This window comes from Amycolatopsis sp. cg9 (assembly GCF_041346945.1).
Taxonomy (GTDB): Bacteria; Actinomycetota; Actinomycetes; order Mycobacteriales; family Pseudonocardiaceae; genus Amycolatopsis.
Map to the genome: position 1 here is coordinate 356666 of NZ_CP166850.1, position 18948 is coordinate 375613.

At 72.1% G+C, this 18948-nt stretch carries 17 protein-coding genes; 8 read left to right on the top strand and 9 right to left on the bottom strand.

The window, feature by feature from the left end; translation table 11 throughout:
* Positions 1 to 83: 83 nt before the first annotated feature.
* A complete protein-coding gene (locus AB5J73_RS01625; protein WP_370967365.1) occupies positions 84 to 1478 on the top strand; it encodes an NAD(P)/FAD-dependent oxidoreductase in 1395 nt (464 codons plus the stop codon).
* Here the strand turns inward: AB5J73_RS01625 and AB5J73_RS01630 are convergent.
* Entirely contained in the window at positions 1406 to 2899 is a 1494-nt protein-coding gene (locus AB5J73_RS01630; protein WP_370967367.1) for an alpha/beta hydrolase, read from the bottom strand. The genes AB5J73_RS01625 and AB5J73_RS01630 overlap by 73 nt on opposite strands.
* Positions 2900 to 3383: 484 nt before the next feature.
* Between AB5J73_RS01630 and AB5J73_RS01635 the strand changes: the two genes are divergently transcribed.
* The 5 genes from AB5J73_RS01635 to AB5J73_RS01655 are packed head-to-tail and all read left to right on the top strand — an operon-like array spanning position 3384 to position 8661.
* Positions 3384 to 3779 (top strand): GntR family transcriptional regulator, encoded by a 396-nt coding sequence (locus AB5J73_RS01635; protein WP_290061071.1) that lies wholly within the window; start codon positions 3384 to 3386, stop codon positions 3777 to 3779.
* Positions 3776 to 4660 (top strand): ABC transporter ATP-binding protein, encoded by an 885-nt coding sequence (locus tag AB5J73_RS01640; protein WP_370967369.1) that lies wholly within the window; start codon positions 3776 to 3778, stop codon positions 4658 to 4660. Before AB5J73_RS01635 ends, AB5J73_RS01640 begins: the two co-directional genes overlap by 4 nt.
* Complete coding sequence (locus tag AB5J73_RS01645; protein ID WP_370967371.1) at positions 4657 to 5640, top strand: transporter; 984 nt, start codon at positions 4657 to 4659, stop codon at positions 5638 to 5640. The genes AB5J73_RS01640 and AB5J73_RS01645 overlap by 4 nt, the downstream gene beginning before the upstream one ends.
* A 19-nt stretch (positions 5641 to 5659) precedes the next feature.
* On the top strand, positions 5660 to 6769 hold the full coding sequence (locus tag AB5J73_RS01650) for an alpha/beta hydrolase family protein (RefSeq protein ID WP_370967373.1): 1110 nt from the start codon (positions 5660 to 5662) through the stop codon (positions 6767 to 6769).
* Positions 6766 to 8661 carry an esterase gene (locus AB5J73_RS01655; RefSeq protein ID WP_370967375.1) on the top strand — a complete coding sequence of 632 codons (1896 nt, stop codon included), beginning with the start codon at positions 6766 to 6768 and terminating at the stop codon, positions 8659 to 8661. The genes AB5J73_RS01650 and AB5J73_RS01655 overlap by 4 nt, the downstream gene beginning before the upstream one ends.
* A gap of 150 nt (positions 8662 to 8811) precedes the next feature.
* On the opposite strand, the gene AB5J73_RS01660 is transcribed toward AB5J73_RS01655, so the two are convergent.
* Positions 8812 to 9348, bottom strand: coding sequence for a ferritin (locus AB5J73_RS01660; protein ID WP_370967377.1), 537 nt, complete (start codon positions 9346 to 9348; stop codon positions 8812 to 8814).
* 48 nt (positions 9349 to 9396) lie between these two features.
* On the opposite strand from AB5J73_RS01660, the gene AB5J73_RS01665 reads away from it, so the two are divergent.
* Positions 9397 to 10155: an SDR family NAD(P)-dependent oxidoreductase gene (locus AB5J73_RS01665; protein ID WP_370967379.1), complete on the top strand. Its 759-nt coding sequence runs from the start codon at positions 9397 to 9399 to the stop codon at positions 10153 to 10155.
* Between the two features lie 31 nt (positions 10156 to 10186).
* Entirely contained in the window at positions 10187 to 10807 is a 621-nt protein-coding gene (locus AB5J73_RS01670; protein ID WP_370967381.1) for a PaaI family thioesterase, read from the top strand.
* Positions 10808 to 11117: 310 nt separating this feature from the next.
* Here AB5J73_RS01670 and AB5J73_RS01675 read toward each other — a convergent pair whose 3' ends face one another.
* The 7 genes from AB5J73_RS01675 to AB5J73_RS01705 all read right to left on the bottom strand — a co-directional run bounded on the left by AB5J73_RS01675 (position 11118) and on the right by AB5J73_RS01705 (position 18909).
* Positions 11118 to 11876: an MHYT domain-containing protein gene (locus AB5J73_RS01675; protein WP_370972855.1), complete on the bottom strand. Its 759-nt coding sequence runs from the start codon at positions 11874 to 11876 to the stop codon at positions 11118 to 11120.
* A gap of 18 nt (positions 11877 to 11894) precedes the next feature.
* Positions 11895 to 12482, bottom strand: coding sequence for an ATP/GTP-binding protein (locus tag AB5J73_RS01680; protein WP_370967383.1), 588 nt, complete (start codon positions 12480 to 12482; stop codon positions 11895 to 11897).
* Positions 12463 to 12840, bottom strand: coding sequence for a DUF742 domain-containing protein (locus AB5J73_RS01685; RefSeq protein WP_370967385.1), 378 nt, complete (start codon positions 12838 to 12840; stop codon positions 12463 to 12465). Before AB5J73_RS01685 ends, AB5J73_RS01680 begins: the two co-directional genes overlap by 20 nt.
* Positions 12837 to 13271 carry a roadblock/LC7 domain-containing protein gene (locus tag AB5J73_RS01690; protein WP_191984309.1) on the bottom strand — a complete coding sequence of 145 codons (435 nt, stop codon included), beginning with the start codon at positions 13269 to 13271 and terminating at the stop codon, positions 12837 to 12839. The genes AB5J73_RS01685 and AB5J73_RS01690 overlap by 4 nt, the downstream gene beginning before the upstream one ends.
* A complete protein-coding gene (locus AB5J73_RS01695; RefSeq protein ID WP_370967388.1) occupies positions 13268 to 15415 on the bottom strand; it encodes an ATP-binding protein in 2148 nt (715 codons plus the stop codon). The genes AB5J73_RS01690 and AB5J73_RS01695 overlap by 4 nt, the downstream gene beginning before the upstream one ends.
* A 533-nt stretch (positions 15416 to 15948) precedes the next feature.
* A complete protein-coding gene (locus AB5J73_RS01700) occupies positions 15949 to 17403 on the bottom strand; it encodes a hypothetical protein (RefSeq protein ID WP_370967390.1) in 1455 nt (484 codons plus the stop codon).
* Positions 17404 to 17421: 18 nt separating this feature from the next.
* Entirely contained in the window at positions 17422 to 18909 is a 1488-nt protein-coding gene (locus AB5J73_RS01705; RefSeq protein ID WP_370967392.1) for a PKD domain-containing protein, read from the bottom strand.
* Positions 18910 to 18948 lie beyond the last annotated feature (39 nt).

Consider the following 18948-nt stretch of genomic DNA (forward strand, 5'->3'; position numbering starts at 1 on the left):
CCGCGTGTCTCGCTGTGACGCGGATCGCGGTCACGTCCTCCGCCACCACCTCGTCCACGGGGTGAACGAGAAAAGAGGACGAGATGCGCGAGATCCTGATCGTCGGCGGCGGCTACGCCGGGTTCTACACCGCCTGGAAGCTGGAAAAGAAGCTGCGGCGCGGCGAGGCCGCGGTCACCCTCGTCGATCCCCGCCCCTACCTGACCTATCAGCCGTTCCTGCCCGAGGTCGTCGCCGGGTCGGTCGAGGCGCGGCACGCCGCCGTGTCGCTGCGGCGGCACCTGCGGCGGACCCGGGTGATCGCCGGGAAGGTCACCGCCGTCGACCACGCGCACCACGTGGTCAGCGTGCGGCCCGCCGACGGCGAGCCCTTCGAACTCGGCTACGACACCATCGTCGTCACCGCCGGGGCCGTCACCCGGACCCGGCCGGTGCCGGGCATCGCCGAGCAGGCCATCGGGCTCAAGCACGTCGAAGAGGCCGTCGCGATCCGCGACCGGCTGCTCACCGCCTTCGACCGGGCCGCCGCGCTGCCGGCCGGGCCCCTGCGGCGGAAGCTGCTCACCGTCGCCTTCGTCGGCGGCGGCTTCTCGGGCGTCGAGGGCTTCGGCGAGCTGCTGTCGCTCGCGACCGCGCTGCTCAAGCGCTACCCGGAACTGCACCGCGACGAACTGCGCTTCCACCTCGTCGAGGCGTCGGACCGCATCCTGCCCGAGGTCACCGACCGGCCGGGCCGCTGGGTCGTGCGGGAGCTGGCACGGCGAGGCGCGCGCGTCCACCTGGACACGCGGGTGACGTCGGCGGAAAACGGCCACGTGCGGCTCTCGACCGGCGAGGAGTTCGACGCCGAACTGATCGTCTGGACCGCGGGCAACGGCGCCAACCCCGTCCTCGGCCGGCACACCGACCTGCCCGTCGACGAACGCGGTTACCTCGTCGTGCGACCGGATCTGCGCGTCGCGAACCACACCGACGCCTGGGCCGCCGGGGACGCCGCCGCCGTGCCCGACCTCGCCTCGACCGTGCCGGGCGCGCGGACCGTGCCCAACGCCCAGCACGCCTACCGGCAGGGAAAGCTGCTGGCGCGCAACATCATCGCGACGCTGCGCGGCCGGGAGCCCCAGGACTACGTCCACCACAGCCTCGGCGCCATCGCGACGCTCGGCCTGGGCCGCGGGATCTTCCAGTACCGGCGGCTGGTGATCACCGGGCTGCCGGCGTGGCTGATGCACCGCGGCTACCACGTCCTCGCCGTGCCCACCTGGGAACGCAAGGTCCGGGTGCTCGCGGTGTGGCTGGCGCAGGCGCTGTTCGGCCGCGACATCCTTTCGCTGGCCTCGGTGCAGCACCCGCGGGACGCGTTCGTGGCAGCGGGCCTCACCGTCGCCGGCGAGGCCCGCCCGCCTCAGCCCGCGAACGGGCTCGCGTCGATCGCGCAGGTCTTGCCGGCGGCCGGGAACGCCCCCGAGATCAGGTAGTCCCGCTTGACCTGCTCGGTGCACGTGCTCGGCACGTACATCGACGAGTGCCCGTACCCCTCGGTGACGAACACCCGGGCGCGCGCCAGTTCCGCGGCGCCGTCCCGGGCCCCGGCCAGCGGCGTCGACGGGTCGTACCGGTTGTTCAGCACCAGGATCTCCGCCGACGTCGGGCGGTTCCACGGGCCGGTGTACCGGTCGGTGTCCTTCGCCTGCCAGAACGCGCAGCTCATCATGTCCAGCACCCCGATCCGGCCGAAGTACGGGACCCGCCGGTCCTCGGATTCGGCGTACCGGCTGTAGATCGCGGGGTCGGTCGGGACGTCGCTGTCGGAGCACTGGATGGCGTTGAACGCCTCGGTGCGGTTCGACGTGTACGGCTCCGAAGCGGCGGCCGCGAACGCCTGCGGGGCGTCATAAAGCCGCTGCAGCAGCGAAGCGATGTCCGGCCAGCCCCGCGAGTCCGACAGGTCGGCGGCCGCGTTGATGATCCCCGAATACGTCCACGTCTCACCGTCCACGGTGATCGGCGCCTGCTTCGCGCGGGCGGTCAGCGCCGCCCACTTCGCCTTCGGGTCACCGGACGAGAACGCGCACTTCGGGCCGGCTTCGGTGCACAGGCGCAGGAACTGGTCGAACGTCTGCGAAATCCCGGTGGCGACGTCCTGGCGCGTGTCCAGCGGAACGGTCTTGCCGGCACCGTCGTGGCCGGTCGCGTTGCCCGCGAAGTCCATGGTGCCGTCGAACACCATCGCGCGGATCCGGTCCGGGAACAGGTTCGCGTAGGTGGCGCCGAGCTGGGTGCCGTAGGAGATCCCGTGGTAGGTCAGCTTCGGGTCGCCGACCGCGCGGCGCAGCATTTCCAGATCCCGCGCGGTGTTGGCCGTCGAGACGTGCTCGAGGATCGGGCCCGCCTTGGCCGAACAGCGGTCGGCCAGTTCCTTGGACTTGGCGTAGAAGGCCGCGTTGCCGCTCGGGTCGCCGGGCATCTCCGGGAACGACCCGAAGAAGGATTCCTGCTCGGCGAGGGTGTCGAAGCAGCGCACGGCGGTGCTGGCCCCGATCCCGCGCGGGTCCCACGACACGACGTCGAACCGCGCGCGCAGCTGGTCGGAGAACAGCCACGGCCACTTGCCGCGCTCCCGCAGCCGCTGCAGGCCGGACGCGCCCGGGCCGCCGAAGTTGACGAACAGCGTGCCGATCTTGTGCGCGGGATCGGTGGCGGGCTCCTTGATGAGCGCGAGGTCGATCTTCGCGCCGGCCGGGCGGTCGTAGTCCAGCGGCACCGAAGCGGTGGCGCACTGGAACCCGGCCGCGCAGTCGGTCCAGCTCAGCCGCGGCGTCGGAACGCCGTCGGCGGAAGCCGAGGCCACCGCGGGCACGGCCATCGAGACCCCGAGCGCGACCAGCAGGCCGCGCACGAAGCCTCCCCCAGGAAGTCGAAGCACGAAAAGTCCTCTCGTGAACGGAAACGATCACCTCCCCAGACGGCTGAGGGGGCGGCGAGGTTGGCAGGGCGGCCGAAAAAGATCAGCGCGCCCGTGAGTCATTCGCCGAACCTCCTGGAAGGGTTCCCGGCCGGCCGGACATCATGAACGACCCTTTCACCCCACCAGACGCCATGAACGACCCTTTCACGACGTTCCGGCGCCGGGGGCCGGCAAAGTCGCACGGCCAGGCCACTCGACCGCCGGCAAGCCGCAACGTCATGAACGACCCTTTCACCCCACCAGACGCCATGAACGACCCTTTCATGACGTCCGGGCACCGCGACGCCGCCAGACCCGCGCGAGCACAACTTTGCCGCGGCACTGACGTCCGGGCCACCCCGGCCCGAAAAGATCTGTGGCGCGAACTTGTGCTCCATGTCTATAGTACTAGTCAACTAGATAAATGGAGTTGCCGATGATCGAGTTCCACCTGGACGCGAGGTCCGGCTTGTCGCCGTACCAGCAGCTGGTCCAGCAGGTGCGGCACGCGTTGCGCCTCGGCCTGCTGAACGAGGGGGACCAGCTCCCGAAGGTCAAGGACGTGGTCGCTTCCCTCGCGATCAACCCGAACACCGTGCTGAAGGCCTACCGCGAGCTGGAGCACGACGGGCTCGTCTCGGCCCGGCCCGGGGTCGGCACGTTCGTCACCGCGACGCTGAACGGCGGTGCGTCGTTCGCCGTGCTCGGGCCGCTGCGGCAGGACTTGCGCCGCTGGCTGGGCAAGGCCCGCAAGGCCGGTCTCGACGAAGAGAGCATCGAGGCCCTGTTGATGTCCACGTTTCGCGACTCCGCCAGAGAGGACATAGCGTGAGCGTCCTGCGTGCCCAGGGACTGGGCAAGAAGTACAAGCGCAACTGGGCGTTGTCCGGCTGCACCCTGGAAATCGAGCCCGGCCACGTGACCGGGCTGGTCGGCCCGAACGGGGCGGGCAAGTCGACGCTGCTGAACATCGCGTCCGGCATGCTCGAACCGACCACCGGCACGATCGAGGTGTGCGGCGGGGTGCCCGGCAGCGGGCCGGACCAGCTGGCGAAAGTCGGGTACGTCGCCCAGAACACTCCGGTCTACGGCGGGCTGAGCATCGAAGACCACCTGCGGCTCGGCGCGCACCTCAACCCGCGGTGGGACACCTCGCTCGCCGAGAAGCGGATCGAGCGGCTGGGGCTCGACCCGAAGCAGCACGCCGGCAAGCTGTCCGGTGGTCAGCGCGCCCAGCTGGCGCTGACGATCGGCATCGCCAAGCGGCCCGAGCTGCTGCTGCTGCTCGACGAACCGGTCGCCGCGCTGGATCCCTTGGCGCGGCGGGAGTTCCTGCAGGACCTGATGGAGGCGGTGGCCGAGCACGAGCTGTCCGTCGTGATGTCCTCGCACCTGGTCAACGACCTGGAACGGGTCTGCGACCACCTCATCGTGCTCGTCGATTCGCAGGTCCGGGTGATCGGCGAGGTCGAGGAACTGCTGGCCACGCACCACCGGCTCTCCGGGCCGCGGCGGGACGTCGAGACGCTGCCCGCGGACCAGCACGTCGTGTCCGCGAAGCACACCGACCGGCAGACCACGGTGCTCGTCCGCACCGAGGCGCCGATCCTGGATCCCGTGTGGACGGTCGCGCAGATCGGCCTCGAAGACCTCGTCCTCGAGTACATGAGCAACCCCGCCGCCGCCCGCCCCGCCCTGGAGGTCCTGCGATGACCTGGCTGACCTGGCGCCAGTTCCGCGTCCCCGCGCTGTCCGTGTTCGCCGTGCTGCTCGTGATCGGCGTCGTGCTCGCGATCACCGGCCCGGAACTGGTCGGGCGCACGAACTTCTCCGACCAGGACACCCTCTTCGGCGGGACGATCCTGGTGCTCTACCTGCTGCCCGCCGCGATCGGCGTGTTCTGGGGCGTCCCGATGATCACGCGCGAGCTGGAGAGCGGCACGCACAGCCTGGTGTGGAACCAGACCGTCACGCGCAAGCGGTGGCTCACCACCAAGCTCGGCTTCGGCCTGCTCGTCGCGATGGTCGCGGCCGGCCTGCTCGGCTGGGCGGTGTCCTGGTGGGCGAGCCCGATCGACGCGCTCGCGGCCTCGCAGACCGACCGCGGGATGCTCTCCCGCATCGCGCCGGTGGTGTTCGGCGCGCGCGGCATCGTGCCGATCGGGTACGCGGCGTTCGCCCTCGCGCTCGGCGTCGCGGTCGGGATGCTGCTGAAGCGGACGGTGGCCGCGATGGCCGTCACGCTCGTCGTGCTCGCCGCCGTGCTGCTCCTGGTGCCGAACTTCGTGCGGCCGTACCTGATCCCGCCGCAGACGATGACGGTCGCGATCGTCGGCGAGGACATCACGAACATCACCGGCGACGACACCCACGGGATACTGGAGATCGGCATGCGGAACCCGGCCGGCGCGTGGGTGCTGGCGAACGAAACCGTGGACGCGAACGGCAACGTGGCCAGCCCGCTGCCGGACTTCGTGCAGAGCTGCGCCCCGCGGCCGGGCCAGGGCCCGCCGGAGCGCGGCAGCATGGAGGCGTGCATGGCCCAGCTGGGGCAGCACGGCTACCAGCAGCGCCTGACCTACCAGCCCGGTTCCCGGTTCTGGCCGCTGCAGTGGCTCGAACTCGCGCTCTACCTCGCCATGACGGCCTTGCTCACCTGGTTCTGCTTCCGTCGCGTCCGCCACCTTTCCTGACCCGGTTCCTGGGGGAATCATGCGCACTCTCGCGGTAGCCACCGCATTGACCCTGACGCTGTCCGCCGCGCCCGCCTCGGCGAGCACGACGCCGTACCTGCCCCGCCCGACCGGCCACGAGCCCGTCGGCGTCAGCACACTGTCCGTTGTGGACCGTTCGCGGCCCGACCCGTGGGTGCCGTCGGTGCCCTACCGGGAACTGATGGTCTCCCTGTTCTACCCCGCGACGTCGGCGAACGGCCCGACCAAGCAGTACATGACGCCGCTGGAGTCCGAGCGCAACCTCGAACGGGAGAACATCCCGGGGCTGCCGCTGGACGTCATGAGCACGGTCCGGACGAACGCCGTCGTCGACGCGAAACCGGCCGGGCGGTGGCACGGCCTGCCGCTCGTCGTGCTGTCCCCGGGCTGGACCCAGCCCCGCGCGACGCTCACCGCGCTGGCCGAAGACCTCGCCAGCCGCGGGTACGCCGTGGCGGCGATCGACCACACCTACGAAAACCGCGCGACCACCTTCCCCGACGGCCACGTCACCGGCTGCGCCGCCTGCGAAGTCGACGACCAGCCGGGGTTCTGGGAGAAGTTCGCGCAGGTCCGGTCGAAGGACGTGTCGTTCGTGCTCGACTCGTTGCTGCGCTCGAAGAAGTGGGGCGCGCTCATCGACCCCGCGCGGATCGGCATGACCGGGCACTCGGCGGGTGGCGCGATCGCGACGCAGGCGATGCTGGCCGACGCGCGGATCCGCGCCGGGGCCGACATCGACGGCAGCATCCACGTGCCGCTGCCGCCGTCCGGCCTGTCGCGGCCGTTCCTGTTCCTCGGCAGCATGGACAACTACACTCCGGGGCAGCAGGGCCCGTACGACGACTGGGAAACCGACTGGACCCACCTCACCGGGTGGAAGCGCTGGCTCATGGTGTCCGGCACGGTGCACCAGTCGTTCACCGACCTCGGGGTGCTCGCCGCGCAGCTGGGCGTGGACCTCGGCGCGTCGATCGACGCGAACCGCGCCCTGGCCGTCACCCGGACCTACGTAAGCGCTTTCTTCGACCAGCACCTGCGCTGCCGCCCGCAGCCGCTGCTGGCCGCGCCCTCGCCGGCCTACCCGGAAGTGACGTTCATCGGATGAAGAAGACGATCCTCATGACCGTCATCGCACTCGCGGTCACCCTGGCCGCGCCCGCCGCCTCGGCCGAACCGGCGCTCGCGCTGGCGAAGCCGACCGGCGACCGGCCGGTGGGCACGGCTTCCCTGCCCTCGGCCGACCTCTACTACCCGGCGGCCTCGGCGCGAGGCGCGCGGAAGCGGTTCATGACCGAAGCGGAGGCGAAAGCCGCCCTCGACGAAGCCGGGATCACCACGATCCGGCCGTCGGTGCTCACCACGGTCCGCACCGACGCCTTCGTCGACGCGCGCCCGGCCGGGCAGCACCTGCCGTTGGTCGTCCTGTCCGCCGGCGCCGAACTGACGTCGCTCGCCGAAGACCTGGCGAGCCACGGCACCGCGGTCGTCGTGGTGGCCCGCGGCGCGGACGTCCCGTCGGTGCTGGACGCGCTGCTCCGCTCGAAGTGGGCGGCGCTGATCGACCCGGCCCGGATCGGACTGGCCGGCGGCGCGAACACGATCGACGCCGTGGCAGCCGATCCGCGGCTCAAGGCCGGCCTCGACCTCGACGGCACGCCGACCGGCTCGCCGTCCCGGCTCGACCGGCCGTTCCTCTTCCTGGGCACGGAAGCGCGGCAACCGGACTGGAACCGGCTGACGGGCTGGAAGCGCTCGCTCGTCGTGGCCGGGACGGCGCACCCGTCGTTCACCGACCTCGGCCTCGTCGGCGAACAGCTCGGCCTCGACTTCGGCGCGACGACACCGGCCGCGCGCGGTCAGGCCGTCACCGCGGCGTACGTCCGGGCGTTCTTCGACGAGCACCTGCGCGGCGAACCCCAGCCGGTGCTGGCCCAGCCGTCCGCGCGGTACCCGGAGGTCGGCTTCGCCCGGACGTCGACGCCGTACCTGCCCGCGCCGACCGGGGACCGGCCGGTGGGCAGCACGTCGGTGTACCTCAAGGACACTTCGCGGCCCGACCCGTGGGTGCCGTCGGTGCCCTACCGCGAGCTGATGGTGACGCTGTTCTACCCGGCGGCGTCACCGGACGGCCCGAAGACGCGGTACCTGACGCCGGAAGAGTCCGCGGCCCTGCTGACGGGCAGTGGCCTGGACGTGCCGCCGGACCTGCTCACGACGATGGTGACGAACTCGGTGGCCGACGCCCGGCCGGGTGGCCGGAACCTGCCGCTGGTCGTCCTGTCGCCCGGCTACACCAAGCCGCGCGCCACGCTCTCCGCGCTCGCCGAGGACCTGGCGAGCCACGGGTACGCGGTCGCCGTGGTCGGCCACACCTACGAAAACAGCGGGCAGAGCATGCCCGGCGGACGGTTCGCGGGGTGCGCGTCGTGCGAAGTGCCGCACGACAGCGCTTTCTGGCGGAAGCTGGTGCTCGGCCGGGCCGCCGACGTGTCGTTCGTGCTGGACTCGCTGACGCGCTCGAAGTGGGGGTCGCTGATCGACGCGTCCCGGATCGGCATGGCCGGGCACTCCGTCGGCGGTGCCGGCGCGCTGCCCACGATGGTCGCCGACGCGCGGGTCAAGGCCGGGATGGACATCGACGGCACCACCGAGGTCCCGCTCACCGCGCCCGGCCTGGACCGGCCGTTCATGTTCGTGAGCCACCAGCTCGCGGCCACCGCGTGCGCGCCGGGCAACGAGCCGTGGGAGCGGGACTGGGCGCAGCTGACCGGCTGGAAGCGCTGGGCGGAGGTGGCGGGCACGCAGCACGCGTCCTTCACCGACGTCGGCCTGGTGGCGGACGAGTTCGGGGTCGACATGGGCGCCACCACGGGCGGCCGGCGCACGCAGGCCATCACCCGGGCCTACGTCGGCGCCTTCTTCGACCAGCACCTGCGGGGCGTGCCGCGGGCGGTGCTCGACCGGCCGGGGTTCCCGGAAGTTTCCTTCTGTCACTGAAGGAACCGGCGGAAGCGGCATCGCCCGGGGGGATGCCGCTTCCGCCGCCGGCACCGCCCGGACGTCATGAAAGGGTCGTTCACCTCGCCGGACGACGTGAACGACCCTTTCATGACCTTGGTCGCCGGGGTTCCGGCGAGCCGGGGCGGGTCAGAGCTTGCCGCCGGCCACCGGTGGCATGTCCGGCGCGTCCTCGACCTCCGTCGCCGACTCGCGGTACAGGTGGTTTTCGACCTCGAACAGGTTGTCGCCCGCCCGCTCGACGACCGTCAGCAGCGTCGTCATCTGGGCGACCTCCTCGACCTGCTCCTTGAGGAACCAGCCCATGAACTGCTCGCCGAGGTAGTCCTCCTCGGCGCGCGCGGCCTTCGCCATCGCCTCGATGTCCGCGGTGACCGCGCGTTCCTGCTCCAGGGCCAGCTCGATCACCTCGTGCACGCTCGAGAAGTCGTTCCGGACGTCGCCGGTGCCGGGGATCGCCACCGGGTGGTCGCGGTCGAGCAGGTACCGCACCATCGCCAGCGCGTGGTTCCGCTCCTCGATCGCCTGCCGGTAGAAGCGCTTGGCCAGTCGCGGCAGGTCACGGGCGTCCAGCCAGACGGCGAGCGCGGTGTACTGCTGGGCGGCGGTGAACTCGCGGCGGATCTGGGTCTGCAGCAGTCCGGCGAACTTCTGGGTCTTGGCCATGCCCCACAAGGTACGACGGACCGGGGGCCCGGATCTACGATCGGTGCGGTGACCAGCACACCCGACCTCTCCGGCACGATCACCTGCGTCACCGGCGCGGCCGGCGGCATCGGGCGCGGGATCGCGCTCCGGTTCGCCGCGGCGGGCAGCGCGGTGGCCGTGCACCACCGGCGTCCCGGCGCCGCCGACGCCGTCGTCGAAGCGATCGAAGCCGCCGGCGGGCGGGCCCGCGCGTTCGCCGCCGAACTCACCGACGACGCCGCCTGCCACGCCTTGCTCGACGCCGTCGCGGAGTGGGGCGGGCGGCTCGACGCGCTGGTCAACAACGCCGGCGTCCAGCCGGTCGAGCCCCTCGAAGACCTCACGGCCGAGCGCTGGCGGGCGATGCTGGACGCGACCCTGACCAGCGCGTTCTCCTGCACCCAGGCCGCGGCCCGGCTGCTGGGCGACGGTGGCAGCGTCACGCACGTCGCCTCGATCGAGGCCCGGCAGCCCGCCCCGGGGCACGTCCACTACAGCTCGGCGAAGGCGGCGCTGGTCATGCACGCGCGCGGCGCGGCGCTGGAGTACGGGCCGCGCGGGATCCGCGTCAACACGGTGTCCCCCGGCCTGATCGACCGGCCCGGTCTCGCGCGGGACTGGCCGGACGGCGTCGGCCGGTGGCACCGCGCCGCGCCACTGGGCCGCCTGGGCACCCCGGCCGACGTCGGCAACGCGTGCGTCTTCCTGGCGTCCCCGCTGGCGTCCTTCGTCACCGGGCACGACCTCGTCGTCGACGGCGGCGTCACCGCCCGGCCCACCTGGTAACGTGAAACACGTTCTAGTTTCTGGGGGTGCGATGACCTTCCCGGTGGTCGACGGCGTTCCACCCGGGCGTGCCCTGCTCGGCACCCGGATCCGCGAGCTGATCGAAGCCTCGGTGCGCGTGCGCGACGACGACGAAGCCGGCCTGGCCGCGGCCGCGCGGCGGGTCGAAGCGGTGACCGCGGCCCTGCGGGCGGCCGGCGAGGCTCCGCCGTTGCTGCTGGCCGCCCTCGAGGGTGGCGGGCACCTGAGCGTCAACAATCCCCTGGAAGGGCCCGGGAACCCGCTGGCACCGCCGCTGTCGTGGGTGGCGGTCGGCCCGGACTCGGTGCGGGCCGAGGTGCTGCTCGGCGCCGCGCACGAGGGCCCGCCGGGCCGCGTCCACGGCGGCTGGGTGGCGGCGGTCCTCGACCACGTCCTGGGCCGCGCCACGGCCGCGGCGGGCTACCCGGGGATGACGGCGTCGCTGACGGTCGACTACCACCGGGGCACGCCGTACGCGGTCCCGCTCGTCGCCGAGGGGCGGCTGGTCCGCCGTGACGGGCGGAAGCTGCACGCCTCGGGCACGCTGCGGGCGGGCGACGAGGTCTGCGCGACCGCGACGGCGATCCTGGTGCACTTCAGCGCGGACCGGTTCCCGGTGCCCACGGACTGACCCGGCCCGGGCAGCCGGCGCTGTCACCCGCCCGGCCCGCGCCGAGGTCGCGAATGACTCATTCGGGACCCCAGAGGCCGCGAATGACTCATTCGCGACCCCTACCCCGGCGGGCCGGCGGGCAGGCGGGCCGGCCGAGCCGGCCGAGCCGGCCGAGCCGGCGGGCCAGCGGGCCAGCGGGCCAGCGGGCCGGCCGACCTCACTCGCCGCGGATCGCCGCCCGCCCACCGACCCGTCCCGGCGGTCGCGAATGACTCATTCGGGACGCCCAATGCCGCGAATGAGTCATTCGCGACCCCCGCCGGACCGCTCAGGAGCCGACCGTCGTGTGCCGGGGTGCCGCCGAGCTCGACGTCGCCATCAGCACCGCGCAGATCGGGACCGCCATCGCCAGCGCCGCCAGCACGAACACCGGGAACAGGAACGAGAACACCTCCGTGCCGGCCGGGTCCGGGGCCGCCGGGTCGAGGTGGAGGCGGACCGCCGCCATGCCCGTGTAGTGCATGCCCGTCACCGCCGCGCCCATCACCAGGCCCGCCGCCAGGCGGGGCAGCAGCTTGTCGAGGCCGACCGTGAACCACAGGGCCGCCGTGGCCGCGACCACCGCGACGACCACCGACAGCACCACCAGCGTCGGGTCGTAGCCGATCGTGCCCTTGACCTGCACCGCCCACATGCCGGTGTAATGCATCACCGCCACCGCGAGCCCGGTCAGCAGGCCGCCCAGCAGCAGGCGGCGCCAGGCGAACCGGTTGCGGACGCCGAACACCAGCAGGCCGCAGAACACCGCCGCCACCGAAAGGATCGCCGACACCGCCGTGCGGAGGATGTCGTAGCGCACCGGGAGACCCGGTGTCGAAAAGCCGAGCATCGCGATGAAGTGCATGACCCAGATGCCGACGCCGCCGATGGACAGCGCCGCGAGCCCCAGCCACGTCAGCCGGGCCCGCGGGTTGTCGGTGGACCGCGCCTGCAGCGTGCAGGCGAGCCCGAGGGCGCACCCCACCACCGAGGTCAGGTAGGCGAGCACCACGAGCCAGTGCCCCATTGCGAAGTCGTCGTGGTCCATGGGCATTTCGGGCTCCTGTCAGGCTTTCCGCGATCGTGGCGAATGGTGCTCGGCGAGCGCGTGCTCGGCCGCGGCGATGAGGGTCCGCTTCGTGGACTCCGGCGAGCGCGCGTCGCAGGTGACGACCTCCACCGCCGGCGGGACCTTGAGGGCTTCGCGCACCTGCGCGGGTGCGTGCTGGCGGGTGTCCTCGAACTGGTTGATGGCCACCAGGAACGGCAGGCCGCGCGACTCGAAGAAGTCGATCGAGGCGAACGAGTCCGCCAGGCGGCGGGTGTCGACCAGGACGATCGCGGCCACCGCGCCGCAGACCAGGTCGTCCCACATGAACCAGAACCGGTGCTGGCCCGGGGTGCCGAAGACGTAGAGGATCAGGTCGTCGGCGAGGGTGAGCCTGCCGAAGTCCATCGCGACCGTCGTGGCGAACTTCCCCGGCACCGCTTCGGTCCGGTCGACGCCGACCGCCGCCGTCGTCATCAGCGCTTCGGTGCGCAGCGGGTCGATTTCCGAGACGGCGCCGACGAACGTCGTCTTGCCGGCCCCGAAGCCGCCCGCGACGACGATCTTGGCCGAGGTGATCAGTTTGTCAGAGTGCACGTAGTCCACTGAGGACCCTTTCGAGCAGGTCGTTGCGTTCGTCCCAGGAGGCGTCCGCGGTGAGCGTGTCGCGGATGGACACCTGGCCGGCGCTGAGCAGGTCGCCGATGAGCACCCTGGCCACCCCGAGCGGCACGCCGAGGTGGGCCCCGACCTCGGCCACCGAACGCTTTTGCTGGCACAGCTGCATCACCGCGGCCAGGGGGTTGGTCGGGCTGAAGGACGCCGTGCGGCCTTCCGCCGTCGTCTCGACGAGGGCTTCCACCGCCAGGTCGACCTTCGGCCGGGTGCGGCCCGCGGTCCAGGCGTAGGGCCGGGCCAGCGACGCCGTGTGCCGCCCGCCCTCGCGTCGCCGGCCGTCGGTCACCGGGCCGCCCCCGGGGAGGCCGCCGGCCGCGCCGGGGTCTCGACCACCTTCCCGACCCGGTCCACGAGCAGCGTCATCTCGTAGCCCACCAGCCCGATGTCGCAGCCCGGGTTGGCCAGCACCACCAGGTTGGAGCCGTCGCCGACGTTCATCAGCAGCAGGAAGCCCTGCTCCATCTCGATCACCGACTGCACGACCCGGCCCGCGGTGAACAGGTCGGCCGTGCCGAGCGCGAGGCTCGCGAGCCCGGACGCGATCGCCGAGAGCTGGTCGCCGCGGTCGCGGGGCAGGGTTTCGTTCGCCGCCACGAGCAGGCCGTCCGCCGAGACGAGCGCGGCGTGCGCCACCCCGGGCACCTCCTGCGTGAACGCCGACACCAGCCAGTTCCGGGACCCGTCGGTCACTTCCGTTCCTTCCTGCCGGGTACTCATCGCTGCTCCGCGTCCGGCTCGGCCGCGACCCGGTGACGGGCCGCGCGCATGCCGCTGTAGTGCCGGGAAAGGTTGTTCCGCACCGCGGCCGGGTCACGGAAGGACGGATCCGCCTCCGGCGGGCGGCGCGGGGCGGCGGAGCCCGGTGCCAGCTGGGCGCCGGGCTGCCGGGTCGGCAGGCCCGAGTCGGTGAACTCGGCGTCGCCGACGGCCCCGACCGCGGCTTCCGCGGCCTGCCGCACCTGGTCGGCGGGGCTCGCCCAGCCGCCGGGGCGCGCCGCTTTCGGCGGGGTTTCGGCGAACCAGTGCGAGAGCATCTGGTCGAAGATCGGGGTCGGCGGGTCCGCCGGCAGCTCGGGACCGGGTTCTTCGGCGGGCCACCGGGGTTCGAGCTCGTGCCGCGCGGCGCCGTTGACACCGGCCGGGGGCAGCGCGAGCGTGCCGGGCCGCGGCGGCAGGTCGACCAGGACCAGCACGCCGGGGACGTGCACGCTGGCGGTGATGCCGGCGCTCGCGGTCCGCGTGGTCGTCGGCCGCAGCCGGACGGTGATCCCGTGCGAGGCGGCCAGCCTGCTCACCACGAACAGGCCCATCCGGCGGGTGGTCTCCGGGCTCACCGACGCGCCGGCGGCCAGCCGGGCGTTGGCCGCTTCCAGGTCTTCGCGGGTCATGCCGAGGCCGGTGTCGACGACCTCGACCAGCACGCCGCCGTCGAAGCCGCGGTCGGCGGTGAGCACGACCTGCTGGTCCGGCGGCGACGACCGGATGGCGTTCTCCAGCAGCTCCGCGAGGATGTGCACGACGTCGGCCGCGGCTTCGGCCTGCACCGAGCCGCGCGGCGCGTTGCCGAGGGTGATGCGCTGGTAGTCCTTGACCTCAGACGTCGCCGCCCGCAGCAGCTCGACCGTCGCGACCGGGCCGGTTTCCCGCCGCACCGGCCGGCCGCCGGCGAGGACCTGCAGGTTCTCGCCGTTGCGCCGCAGCCGGGTCGCGATGTGGTCGATCTGGAACAGCTCGGCCAGCCGCTGCGGGTCCTGCTCGTCGGCCTCGAGGTCCTCGATCACCGAAAGCTGCAGTTCCACCAGCGACTGGCTGCGCCGCGAGAGCGTCATGAACATCTCGCTGACCTGGATCCGCATCTCGGCCTGCTCGCCGACGGCGAGCCGGACCGCCTGCCGGTGCATGTCGTCGAAGGCCCGGGCGAGCTGGCCGACCTCCTCCTCCGAGTCGACCGGGAGCGGCGGGGTCGCGCGCCAGTCGACGTCCTCGCCCTGCCGGATGCGGTCGATGGTGCCGGGCAGCCGGCGGCGCGCGGTGTCGAGCGCGGCCGCGTGCAGCCGCCGGATCGGGGCCACGACCGACCGGGCGACGGCGAGCGCGATGGCCAGGGCGCCGAGCAGCGACGCGAGCACCAGCGCGGCGTCGCGCAATGCGTCCGAGCGGGCCAGGTTGGTCTGCGCGCCGACCGCGTCCGAAAGCGTTTTCACCTGTTCGGCCAGGACGGTGCCGAGCACCGCGCGCTTCGCCGCCGGTCCACCCGCGCCCGGGCTGGTCGCCGCGGCGAACCGGGCAGCCGCCGCGCCGGCCGGCATCACCCGGCGGATCTGCCCGGTGAGCACCGCCTCTTCGGACCCGGCGCGCTCGGCCGCCGCGGCGCTGCCGGCCTCACCGGCCACCGCTTCCTGGACGGCGAGCACGGTCCTCAGCTGCACCAAGGCCGCACTGAGCCCCGCCGACGCGCCGAGATCGGTGTTGCCGGATTGGCCGACGACGCCGGGGATCACTTCGCTGAGCGCGACCGTGAAGTCGTGGTAAGCGGTGGTTTTCCCGGCCGCGGAACCGGCCTGCTGCCGCAGGTCGGCCAATTTCCCGAGCTGATCTTCCAATGCGCGGGCGAGCTCCGGGGTGAGCTGCGAAAATGCGGCGTCCCGGCGGACCGACGCGGCTTTCCCGTCGACGGCGGCGGTCTGGGCGGCGGCACCGTCGTGGATCATCTCGTCGTCGACGAGCCCGGCGAGTTCGGAAATCCCTTGCACCACGGGCATTTGGTCGCGCACGGCGCTGAGCCCGCCGGCCCGCGCGAGTTCACCCTGCACCCGGGCGCCGGCCAGCAGCAAGGCGACCAGGACGGGCAGCAGCAGCACGACGGAGATCTTGGTGCGCAGCCCCCAGTCACCCGGATTCCAGGAGGGGGCGGAACGACGTATGTCTTCTTTCATCGGTGGCGTGGCTCGATTCGTACCGGTGGCCCGAGAACGATTTCCGGTTCCTTTTCCGCGGAATTCAGCCGGTGACATAACTCCGTCGGCACCGGGGCTGTCAAGGAACGCGAGCCGTTTCCCCCGTACGCATCAGCTACACAGGGTGAACTTCCACCGCACGGCTTTTTACCCTTGCGGAGGGTGAGATCGAGTCGAAGAAGGCACGGGATCCCGTGCGGGGTAGGTGATTTTCCGCCTTGGCGGGACGAGCGAGTCCCGCCAAGGCGAAAGTGGACTCAGGCCGCCCGAGCACGGACCGTGGTCCCCACCCCGAGCGCCCCAATGTGGCGTTCGGTGCGTCAGACGCACCCAATGTGGCGTTCGGTGCGTCAGACGCACCCAATGTGGCGTTCGGTGCGTCAGACGCAACCAACGCCACATTGGGGCGCTTGGACGGCTCCCGAGCGGGCCGGGGATCAGCTGGCGCGGACCGCGGTCACGCCGGTCAGCCGGTTGTCCACCGGGTGGCTGTCACCGTCGTAGCGGCCGTCGAGGGTGGCCGTCACCTCGAACTCCGCCTGGCCCGCCGCGGCGTCGGCCGCCGTGTACGAATAGGCGAACGGGAACTCCACGCGGCCGCCCGCCGGCACGAACTGGGTCAGCGTGCCGACCTCTTCGAAGTACCCGCTCTCGCCCTTCCGGCGCAGCGAGACGACGACCTTCTCGTCGTAGCGGTTGTTCACCACCGACACCTTGACCGGCTTGGTCTGCCCCGCGCGGGCCTGCGCGGGCAGGGACAGCCCGGTCAGCGTGACGTCGTGCGTCTCGACGTGCACCACCTGGCTGCCGGTGCCCGAGCGCCCGTCGTCGGTCGTCGCGCTGATCTCCAAGCGGTAGTCGCCGTCGGCGGCGTAGCGGTGCGTCAGCGTCGCGTTCGACGTCAGTGCCACCGACGTGCCGTCACCGAACTTCAGCTCGCCGCTGACCAGCGGACGGCCGAGGCGGTCGCCCGCGTTCGGGAACATCTGGATGTCGTCGAACACCGACTTCCCACCGGAGTTGAGGTACACGTTGGGCGTCAGCGCCGGCGCGGTCGTCAGGCGGATCTCGTACGGGGACGCGCCGTCCGCGTCGATGCCCACCCGGATCCAGTACTGCAGGCCCGCCGTGGCCGTGAAGACCACGCGCTTGGCGGTGTCCAGCTCCCCCGCGCAGTCCACTTCGGACAGTTCAGGGCCGCGGTACACCGCGACCGACGGCGTCCGGCCGCCCCGCCGCTCCACGCTGATCGGCCGCGTGCGGTCCGGGGTGTACCGGTACCACACCGAGTGGTCGGCCTCGGGATCGCAGCTCGCCGTCACCTCGCCCGGCTCGCTCGTGGACCGCGACAGGTCGCCCGAGAACGTCCCGGGCAGCGTCGCCACCGCGGCGGCCGCGAAGTCGTCGTTGGGCTCCCGCGGGACACTGGAGAGGTCCAGCGTGGCCACCTGGCCGGCGCCGGAGTACGGCTTGAACACCATGATGTGGTATGTCTGCCCGGCGGTGACCAGGAACGTCACCGACGGCCCGGAGTTCCACTCCGCACAAGCGCCGGGCACCTGCGACAGCGCCCCGCGCGAGCCGGTGTAGACGGCGATGAAGGGCAGCTGGCCGGCCCCCGTGGGCAGGGCCCGGACGAACCCGTCGGCGGACGCGGTGTAGTCGTACCACGCGCTCGTCGCGATCCAGGCGTAGCACGAGGTCGGGTCGTCGGCGGCCTTCGTCCCTTCGCCGAAGTCCTGGGTGGCCCGGAAGGGCAGGGCGGTGACGGTGGTGGCGGTGTCGAAATCGTCGTTGGCCGGTGTGTCGGCGTGCGCGGTGGCCGGCGCCACCAGTGCGGCCGCGACGGCGAGACCGGCGACCAGCAGGCGCCGGAAAGCGGTGTGCCTCATCTTGTTCTCCCCCAGTGCTCAGACGGCGGCGATGCGCGTGCCGCTCGGTTTCACGGTCGTGGCGATGGCGATCACTTCGTTGTCCGACGGCCGGGCGTCACGCACCGGGTAGTCCAGCTTCAGCTCGGCGCGGAAGATGACCTTGCCGTCGATCGCGTCGTCGGGGGTGAAGGTGTAGGCGAAGGGGAACCGCACGGTCTTGGTGGGCCGCGCGGGCACGGTCAGGGTGAGCGTGGCGACCTGCCGCCAGTAGTTCCCGTCGTTGCGGGACAGCACGACCGTCGCAGTCTCGGCGTACCGGGTGTTGCTCACGTCGACCGAGATGGGCTTGCTCTCGCCCGCGCGGGCCGCGGCAGGCACGGTGAACTTGGCGATCCCGACGTCGTGGGTGGTCACGGTGACCTGCGTCGTCCGGGTGGCCGTGCGGCCGTCCGGCGACGTCGCGTGCAGGGTGACGGTGTACGTGCCGTCGGTGGCGTAGTGGTGGGACACGGGGGCGGTGCCGGCCGGGGCCGTGGCGCCGTCACCGAAGTCCCAGTCGGCGGTCATCGGCCGGTCGATCTCGTTCCAGGAGTCCGCGGAGAACGAGACGTTGTCGTAGACCGTCGGGTACGACGGCGACTGGGAGATCGACGGCTGCAGCGCCGGCGCGTCGTCCAGGGACAGCGTGATGGGCTCGTACGAAGTGGCCGGCCCGGTCACGCGGACGTAGTAGGTCGTCCCGGTGGCGGCGCGGAACGCGGTCGGCTGCCCGTACGAGTCGTTCTTGCAGGCGACCTGCTTCAGCTCCGGCAGGCTGTTCCCCGTGTAGACCGAGAGGGCCGAGCCGTACCCGGTGGTCCGCGCGGTGACCGACTTCGCCGCACCGGTGTTGGTGTAGGCGTACCAGACCGACGGGACGAGGTTGGCCTCGGACTGGCACGTCGACTCCGGGTCGTCGGCTTCGTAGGAGGCGACCGAGAAGTCCGGCTGCGCGGAGAACGGCAGCGACGGCACGGCCTGCGCGTTCGCGTAGTCGTCGTTGGCCGCGGCCGGCACCGGGTCCAGCGAGAGCGACAGCGCCCCGCCCGGGACGTCGTAGCCGGAGACCATGATCGAGTACGTGGTCCCGGCCTTCGCCAGGAACGTCGTGTCCCCGCCGATGCCGCAACCGTTGTCGACCCCCCGGAGTACGCCCCGGGTTCCGGTGTGGACCGCGAGGATCATCTCCGGGTCGCTGCCCTTGGTCGAGGCGCGCAGGTACCCGTCCGCGGTGGCCGTGTACCGGAACCAGACGGACGCCCGGACGTCGGACGACTGGCACCAGTACGGGTCGTCGACCGCCTTGGTGGCCTCGCTCGTGTCCTGCTGCGCGGTGAACGGCAGCGCGGTGATCGCCGTCGCCTGGTCGAAGTCGTCGTTGGACGGTGGCGCCGCGTGCGCGACGCCCGGTACGAGCAGCGCGAACGCCGCCGTGAACGCGGTGGCCAAGGCGATCCGGCCGCGCGATCGCAACGAAAGCAGCACGAGTCATCCCCCCAGATGTGTCCCGTCCCCACGCAGGCG

Excerpts from the sequence above, each read along its gene's own strand:
- AB5J73_RS01690 (WP_191984309.1), bottom strand. The coding sequence starts at position 13,271 with ATGAGTACCCGGCAGGAAGGAACGGAAGTGACCGACGGGTCCCGGAAC.
- AB5J73_RS01625 (WP_370967365.1), top strand. The coding sequence starts at position 84 with ATGCGCGAGATCCTGATCGTCGGCGGCGGCTACGCCGGGTTCTACACC.
- AB5J73_RS01670 (WP_370967381.1), top strand. The coding sequence starts at position 10,187 with ATGACCTTCCCGGTGGTCGACGGCGTTCCACCCGGGCGTGCCCTGCTC.
- AB5J73_RS01655 (WP_370967375.1), top strand. The coding sequence starts at position 6,766 with ATGAAGAAGACGATCCTCATGACCGTCATCGCACTCGCGGTCACCCTG.
- AB5J73_RS01650 (WP_370967373.1), top strand. The coding sequence starts at position 5,660 with ATGCGCACTCTCGCGGTAGCCACCGCATTGACCCTGACGCTGTCCGCC.
- AB5J73_RS01675 (WP_370972855.1), bottom strand. The coding sequence starts at position 11,876 with ATGGACCACGACGACTTCGCAATGGGGCACTGGCTCGTGGTGCTCGCC.
- AB5J73_RS01645 (WP_370967371.1), top strand. The coding sequence starts at position 4,657 with ATGACCTGGCTGACCTGGCGCCAGTTCCGCGTCCCCGCGCTGTCCGTG.
- AB5J73_RS01700 (WP_370967390.1), bottom strand. The coding sequence starts at position 17,403 with ATGAGGCACACCGCTTTCCGGCGCCTGCTGGTCGCCGGTCTCGCCGTC.
- AB5J73_RS01660 (WP_370967377.1), bottom strand. The coding sequence starts at position 9,348 with ATGGCCAAGACCCAGAAGTTCGCCGGACTGCTGCAGACCCAGATCCGC.
- AB5J73_RS01635 (WP_290061071.1), top strand. The coding sequence starts at position 3,384 with ATGATCGAGTTCCACCTGGACGCGAGGTCCGGCTTGTCGCCGTACCAG.